Here is an 8,342-nt window from a genome sequence, read left to right as displayed (position 1 = left end):
CAAGAGAATTATGTCGATACAAAAGAAATTGAACGAAAGACCGAGAGAAAAATTAAACTTTTCTACTCCAAAGTGTGAATTCTTCAAATACGTTTTATAATTTTGCACTTGCTGGTTGACTCTGCGGAGTCGCTCTTTCTGAACATTGATAAGGATATTTTCAAGATAACACAAAACAAAAACATAATCATAAAATCAATAGGGAAAATTATGAAAATTAAATCTGACTATTCAAATGAGCCAAATTGGATTGAGTTGAATGTGAAGTCAAGTCTTCCCAAGGAACTTAGCTGTCTCGACGAACTTGCTCACAACATGTGGTGGGGCTGGAACTATGAGGCAAGGAACATGTTTAAGAGTTTGGACGAGACTCTCTACGAAGAAGTAGGACATAATCCGGTGTTGTTGCTCGAACGTTTGAGTTACGATCGCAAACAGGCCATCGTTAAGGACAAGACGCTGATGAAGAAGGTGAACGATGTTTACAAGATGTTTACTGACTATATGAGCGTCAAGCCAAATACGCAACGCCCATCGGTGGCTTATTTCTCCATGGAATATGGTCTCAATCAAGTGCTCAAGATATATTCCGGCGGTCTGGGAATGCTCGCCGGCGATTATTTGAAGGAGGCTTCCGACTCCAATGTTGACCTTTGCGCGGTAGGATTCTTGTACCGTTTCGGATATTTCCGTCAGAGTCTGTCGATGGATGGTCAGCAGCTGGCTAAATACGATGCACAGAATTTCAACTCACTGCCCATCGAACGCGTCCTCGACAAGGATGGCAATCAGGTGGTGGTTGATGTTCCATATAGCAATTATCACGTGCATGCGTTAGTGTGGGTGGCAAACGTGGGGCGCATCAAGCTCTATTTGCTCGACACTGACCACGACATGAACTCCGAGTTCGACAAGTCAATCACTCATGCCCTTTACGGCGGCGACTGGGAGAACCGCATCAAGCAGGAGATTCTTCTCGGTATCGGTGGCATGCTCACACTGAAGAAGCTCGGAATCAAGAAAGATGTCTATCACTGTAACGAGGGTCATGCGGCGCTCTGTAACCTTCAGCGTTTATGCGATTACATAGAAGAGGGACTTACCTTCAATCAGGCAATGGAGTTGGTTCGTGCTTCTTCGATCTACACCGTTCATACACCGGTTCCGGCAGGACACGACTACTTCGATGAGGAGCTTTTCGGCAAATACATGGGCGCATATCCTGCCAAGTTGGGCATCTCTTGGGATGAGTTTATCGGCATGGGGCGCACCAATCCCGACGATCACAGTGAGCGTTTCTGCATGAGTACGTTCGCGTGCAACACATCGCAGGAAATCAACGGCGTGTCGAAACTTCATGGTTGGGTGAGCCAGAAGATGTTCGCTCCGCTGTGGAAGGGGTATTTCCCTGAGGAAAACAGTGTGGGTTATGTCACCAACGGTGTTCACTTGCCTACATGGACGGCGACCGAATGGCGCAAGGTGTATGATAAATATTTCGACAAGAGTTTCATGTGCGATCAGAGTAATGAGGAAATCTGGCATGCCATCTATAATGTTTCGGACGAGGAAATCTGGAACACACGTATGGCCTTGAAGAACAAGCTCATCAAATATATCCGCGATAAGTTCACCCAACAATGGCTCCGCAACCAAGGCGACCCTGCGAAGATTGTCTCAATACTTGAGAAAATCAACCCCAATGCGCTGATGATAGGCTTCTGCCGCCGTTTTGCGACTTACAAGCGGGCGCATCTTCTCTTCACCGACCTCGACCGGCTCGATAGGATTGTCAACAACCCCGACCGTCCGGTGCTCTTCTTCTTCTCAGGAAAGGCTCACCCGGCAGACGGTGCCGGTCAAGGATTGATCAAGCGCATATTTGAGATTTCACGCATGCCGCAGTTCCTTGGCAAGATTATCTTCCTCGAAGATTACGACATGCAGCTGGCGCGTCGTCTTGTTTCGGGTGTAGATATCTGGATGAACACGCCGACTCGCCCGCTCGAAGCCAGTGGAACATCTGGCGAGAAGGCTGAGCTTAACGGTGTTGTCAATCTCTCTGTCCTCGACGGATGGTGGGTGGAAGGTTATCGCGAGGGCGCTGGTTGGGCGCTTCCGCAAGAACGTACATACCAAAACCAAGCTTATCAAGACCAATTGGACGCTGCCACCATCTACAGCTTGTTGGAAAACGAAATCATCCCACTCTACTTTAACAAGACTGAAGGAAAAGATTATTCTGCCGATTGGGTAAAGGTGGTGAAGAATTCCATCGCAACCATTGCACCACATTACACCATGAAGCGTCAATTGGACGATTATTACGCTAAGTTCTACGAGAAACTTGCCGAGCGTTCGCAACGTTTACACGCCGACAACAATAAGCTCGCAAAGGATATAGCCGGATGGAAAGAAACCGTCGCGGAACGTTGGGACGGCATCAGTGTCGTAGATGGCGACATTGGCATACTGCACAACGGTGTTACCGGAGAAGTAAAAACCCTTACCTGCACCATCGATGAAAAGGGATTGCAAGATGCCGTAGGCTTGGAACTCGTTGTCTTGGACAACAATCCCGCCAACGATACCAATATTCATAAGGTTCTACCGTTTACGCTCGTAAAGAACGAGGGCAACCTCTACACCTTCCGTCTCGAATTCACACCGGACGAAGCCGGTGCCTACAAGTGTGCCGTGCGCATGTATCCGAAGTCAGACCTCTTGCCTCATCGTCAGGACTTCGCTTACGTGAAGTGGCTCGGCTGATAAACCGAGAGAGTGTGAAAAAGCAAACATCCTGATGTTTTTATGTCTTTTTTTCACGACGAACAACCCCGTCACACGTCTCTATAGAGCTGTGTTCAACGTCTCTATAGAGACGTGTGTTACGCCTCTATAGAGACATGCTTAACGCCTCTATAGAGACGTACTTGACACCTCTATAGAGACGTTTTACACTTACTGAAAAGGCTTTCCCGATTGATGCTTTTTCAATCATCCTCTTTCATGTTTTTCTCATCAATTCATCAGGATTTCCCGATGTTGCATGACCATGGAAAATCCTTTGTCGCTTCCCAATGGTTTCCTGAATGATGTTGTTATTTCCACGCAAAGTCGTGTCAAATCATGAGACCGGACGTATTCTGTTCCAATGTCGGATAACACATGCCTCCTTATGCCTCCAATTCGTATTCAGGTGATGCCAAACAGACGCTTGACAGCGAACATTCGACCCGCCCGGCATCACGAAATTACATTACAAAAACCACGCTCGCGACACGATTCGTAATCTGTTGATAATCAAGACGATATTAATTGTGATTTAAAAGCTTGCCTTTTGCGCCCCGATTCATGACCTTTTGCATTGCAAAAGCTTACCTTTTACGGAGCAAAAGCTAAGCTTTGGATAAACGAATGAAGAAAATTCAGGACATTATCGAACTTTTCCCATATCTCCGGGTTATCTTCTACATTGGCTGTAATGATTCCGAAGAAGGAAAATGTATTCGAAAGAGTCAGTTTAGCCCTGCCAGTCGCAGAGAGTATGCCATCCATTCATTGCGTAATGTTGAAACATTGCTCTCATATATGTTCCCTGCTTTGCGCCGGTCTTGATTTCCATTGCTCGGCTTAGTTTAAAAAAAAGAATGTCGGCGTCTTTCACAGGAGGCCGACATTAACGACTAATAATATAACTCAAATAACATAACTATTAAAAACCTTCAACTTTATCTTTCTGTGCTAATATGATTTTTGTGTTGGTGATGCAAAGATAGAGCTAAAAACATTACCCATCAAATTTTATAACTCACAAAAAACTCACTTTTTCACAAAAATCTCCTTATTTACATGTGTTTCCCAAACTTCTCTTGCTCATTTTCCTGATTTAGCCTGTCCTCTTACGCTCATTTTTACACAAACCATCGTTTTCTCAATGCACTGTTATAATTTTCTTTTTCTTTATACGTTTTCTTCCAACTATTCAAGGGCTTGTTTCAATTATAAAGCTTTAAAAGCTAAAAACACCGATGAAACCGTTGCTTTTTGCTAAATCTACAGAGATGAGAAACAACAAAATATCGTCTTGAATGGGAACAATTCCCACAAAACATCTTATTGAACAAAGTCGTTTTACGCTCGTTAGGTGCATTTTTCATAAGAAATCTCTGTTCTTTTTGAGATTTTCCAATGATTTTAATGAAACACCTTGCGCAAAATCTCAGCTTTTGCAAATCATTCGCTTATATATCATTTTCACTCCAAATTCATCAGATTGACAAACTCAATGTCATTATTCCGTTTACAAAACAAAGGTAACAATTTTTTCTTTGACGCAAAGATTATTAGCGCAAATTATTTTGCAGACATCATAATGCCCTTTAGCCGCTTTATCATTTTCCGGCCGGCAAATATCATCAAGAAATCTGTCGGTAATAAAAAAAACTATCATATAGAACGTATTATCGGAATTTCTTTGTACTTTTGTATGGTCAACAGCTATTTCTCTTACCATTATCTCACACATAATAGAGGAAATAGTGCGACTTGGAGAAAAATCGCTACCGGTTTGCTGAAACCTGAAAACATATATATCAGCACGAAATGGCAAGAGCTTGCCAACAAGAACCCTAATACAACAGCCCCAAAACACATCGATGAGGCTGAGAAACTCATTAATACTTGACAAATGAAATTTAAGATATTCCTATTTGCTTGTTTGTGGCTTGTACTTCCCATGAGAGGACAAGTACCGATGGTGAGAAACTTTAATAGTATCAACTATCTCGGTGGCAGACAGAACTGGGCAATCGATCAAGCACCGGACGACAGGATGCTGTTTGCCAATGATGATGGTTTGCTACTCTTCGATGGAGACAAATGGGACATCTTCCCTCTTTCCAACTTCACCAGCGTACGATCGGTGCTGTACGATAAGAAAAAATGCGTAGCATACGTGGGTGGTACCGATGAATTCGGTTTTTTTTATCGAAACAACACCAATTTCTCGCCTATTTATCATTCCATTTCCTCACGACTTCCCTTGCATCATCGCTCCTTCGGAGAAATATGGAATATTCACAAGTTAAGAAGCGGAGTGGTGTTCGAGTCGAAGCACTGCTTATACTTCTTTCGCAATGATGGTGTCATGAAGATTCAGTCCGTCCCCTTCAGAATTGAGACCACAGCCGTCTTCAATGACCGGCTCATCGTGTCTTGTCGCGAGCAGAATTACGTCTTCGATGGTAAGCAGCTCACCATCCTGCCATCAGCGAAAACCTTAAGAGGCAAGTCGGTAAGAGCCATTCTGCCACTTTTTCATCAAATCCTGTTCGTAACTGCCAACAATGGATTGTATCTTTATGACTGGAAGTCGTTGTCGCCATTTGTTTTAGATATCACTCCGCACCTGCAAACCGCACAAGTGTTTTGCGCCACTGCCACTCCGACACACTTAGCCTTCGGAACGGTGAAGGATGGTCTTATCGTAAAGAACATCATAACCGGGAAGAACTGGTATGCCAACGCACTGACCGGACTTCAAAACAACACGATTTTATCGATAAAATTCGATCGTAATCTCAATATCTGGTTGGGACTCGACAATGGTATCTCGTATGTCATGATGGAAACCCCGTTCTCCGATTTATTGGGGTACAATAACAACGTTGGCACCGGGTACGCTTCCATCGTGGATGGCAACCGGCTCTATCTCGGCACCAATCTGGGATTATTCTATATGTCATCGGCTTTGAGCGACATTACTGCCGAGAGCAAGCCCATTCCCATTCCTCAACTTACGGGGCAGATATGGTGTTTGAAAAAAATCGGAAATCGACTGTTTTGTGGAGCCGATGCCGGCACTTTCACGGTCAGTGGAGACAAAGTCGTGAAGGTGAAAGGCACGCAAGGCACATGGAATCTCATGGCATTGAAAAGACATCCGGGCTACATTCTCGCGAACGATTATCAGGGCTTTTTCATTTTAAGGCAAACGGACGCGGGAGTGGAACTGGTTAATCGGGTAACAGGATTTTCCGAAACGGGGGCAGGGTTTGAAGAAGATGCCGATGGAAGCTTTTGGTTCAGCCATTGGCGCAAAGGCATTTATCATTTTTGGTTGTCCGATGACTTACGACGCATTGAGAAAATACAGCATTTTTATCGGGGAAATGGGCTTCCGACAGACGATAACAACCTCGTTGCGAAGTTCGGTGGCAGAATATACATTACATCCGTTGATGGTTTCAGATATTACAACGCCCATAGTGGAAAGCTTGAGAAAGCAGAGAAGATGAACCATGTCTTCAACACCTATGGACAGGCACTAAGAATAACGGAACTACCGGATGGAAAACTCTGGGCTTACAAAGACAACTATCTTGCCGTAGCACGACCCACTCGCAGGGGATATGCCGTCAAACGATTGGCTTTTGGAAATTTGGTGCGAAGGTTGCAAGTGAATTTCGGGCACATCAGCGCACTCACGTCAGCACACACACTACTTAATTATGACAATGGGTTTTATGTAATGAACGATGATTACAAGGGCAATGAGGGTGAAAAACATTTCTTCCTGCGCGCCGTATGGGGAACGGAAGGAAAAGACACCTTGCTCTATGCTCATTACCCCGGACTTCGAGAAAAGGAAATTGCTCTGCCCCATTCGCTTAATTCCATAAGAATGGAGTTTGTCATGCCGGAATACAGAGATGACAGGGCGGTAAGTTATGTTTGTAAACTTGAGGGCTACGATGAGAAATGGTCTGCGCCACAAACTTCCACCTCGAAAGAATACACCCAATTGAAGAAAGGGCATTACACTTTCCGCGTCAAGGCCACCAATCAAGTTACGGGACAGGTGAGCGAGCTAAGCATGAATTTGAGAGTGTTGCCGGCTTGGTATGAGACCCCGGCGGCATATTTCATCTATCTATTATTGGCAGTATTCTGTCTGTACTATTTGTATCGTTATATGCAAAGGCGTTCCGAGCAGAAATTGGCAAGATTGAAAGAGGAAAAAGAACGGCAACTGAAAGAACAGCGAGCACAATTTCTAATCCAAGAGGAGAAAAAGGAGAAAGAACTCGTGGAACTTCGCAACGAACAGCTGACAGTGGAGCTAAAACATAAATCGGGAGAATTGGCGGATTCAACGATGAATCTCGTGCGAAAAAACGACATGCTGAAAGCCATTGACGAACAGATGGCAGCACTCTCGGAAAGCGTGAGAGGGGAAGATACAAAATCGAGTCTGACCAAGAAAATCAATGATATTCGTCGCGGGATAAAAGGAAACATGGCTGATGATGACAACTGGGAGAAATTTCAAGAGAACTTTAATCTCGTCTATGACAATTTCATGCAAAAGCTCACCTCCCGATATCCTACTTTAAAGAAGAACGACCTGAAGCTCTGTGCTTACCTCAAGATGGGGCTTTCTTCGAAAGAGATGGCCTCGCTCCTCAACACTTCGGTGCGCAGCATTGAGACCGCCAGATACCGACTTCGCAAGAAGTTGGAGTTGGAGAGTGGCGACAACCTGACTGTCTTTATCCAAGACCTGGAAAAGGAGCCTTAGCGGGGAAGTCTCCTCATGACAACCCCCTGCTCTAATCGTGAACGAAAGAATGACACATTTTCACAAACCAATCTTAAACCCAAATCGGGCATTAGAGCCTATTTTAGTCCTTTTTTCTAATGAACACCATTGTAATTATTCAATTATATAGTCGTCCCTCAAGAACTCGACTTACAACCAGCAAAAGGTATTGGATAACACCTTTGTTTCGTTAAAGTTGGAATCCACTCCTTGAATACTCCATTTTATCATAGTTCGAATAAGGCACAAAAGAAGCCGCATGGCTCTTTTGAAGTTGAATGCAGCCGCAGCGAGCATCACGTTGATGGCATCACCCAAGAGACCCTTGTAGAAGTTCCTCCCCAATCGATGATCTGCCTTGCAGTGCCCTATGACAGGCTCTATTCCTGCTCTCTTGCGGAAGAACATTTGTTTTTTCTTTTTCGTGTGTGGCGAGTCGCTTGCCTTGGGAACGCCGGGTATCATGATGTTCGTCTCTCCGCACGTTTCCTGCCCGCGATACCCTCTGTCCCCAGCGAGTCTTTTGATTTTCCTGCCATAGACCCTGCCGACCTGCTCCATTGCCTTGTCTATCGTATGACCGTCGTATTCATTGCGGAAAGATAATGCACCGACAATGAGACCATTCCACAGTCTGACAAGGGAGACTTTATTGCCGAACTCGTATTTCTTGTGGTCCTTCCCCTTGCTGATGCACAACACGTCCGGCTCATGAAGGGAGTAGATCTTGTGACCGTCC

General features: G+C 44.8%; 4 protein-coding genes and 1 pseudogene. 4 read left to right on the top strand and 1 reads right to left on the bottom strand.

Annotated features, from left to right (window positions below):
- Window position 1: 1 nt before the first annotated feature.
- The 4 genes and pseudogenes from E0E16_RS14670 to E0E16_RS10585 form a co-directional block, all read left to right on the top strand.
- A pseudogene (locus E0E16_RS14670) lies at window positions 2-100 on the top strand (IS30 family transposase); the annotation flags it as partial.
- 110 nt (window positions 101-210) lie between these two features.
- On the top strand, window positions 211-2,769 hold the full coding sequence (glgP, locus tag E0E16_RS10595; protein WP_130830282.1) for an alpha-glucan family phosphorylase: 2,559 nt from the start codon (window positions 211-213) through the stop codon (window positions 2,767-2,769).
- Window positions 2,770-4,276: 1,507 nt separating this feature from the next.
- Entirely contained in the window at window positions 4,277-4,687 is a 411-nt protein-coding gene (locus E0E16_RS10590; RefSeq protein WP_130830281.1) for a hypothetical protein, read from the top strand.
- Between the two features lie 3 nt (window positions 4,688-4,690).
- Window positions 4,691-7,582, top strand: coding sequence for a triple tyrosine motif-containing protein (locus E0E16_RS10585; RefSeq protein ID WP_130830280.1), 2,892 nt, complete (start codon window positions 4,691-4,693; stop codon window positions 7,580-7,582).
- Window positions 7,583-7,753: 171 nt separating this feature from the next.
- Here E0E16_RS10585 and E0E16_RS10580 read toward each other — a convergent pair.
- Window positions 7,754-8,342, bottom strand: a 589-nt coding sequence (locus E0E16_RS10580) for a transposase (RefSeq protein WP_165444203.1), incomplete at its 5' end; no start/stop codon positions are given.

It is taken from the genome of Prevotella rectalis, assembly GCF_900607215.1.
Lineage (GTDB): Bacteria > Bacteroidota > Bacteroidia > Bacteroidales > Bacteroidaceae > Prevotella > Prevotella brunnea.
The sequence above is the reverse complement of the archived record's forward strand: the minus strand, read 5'-3'. Positions and strand labels throughout refer to the sequence as shown.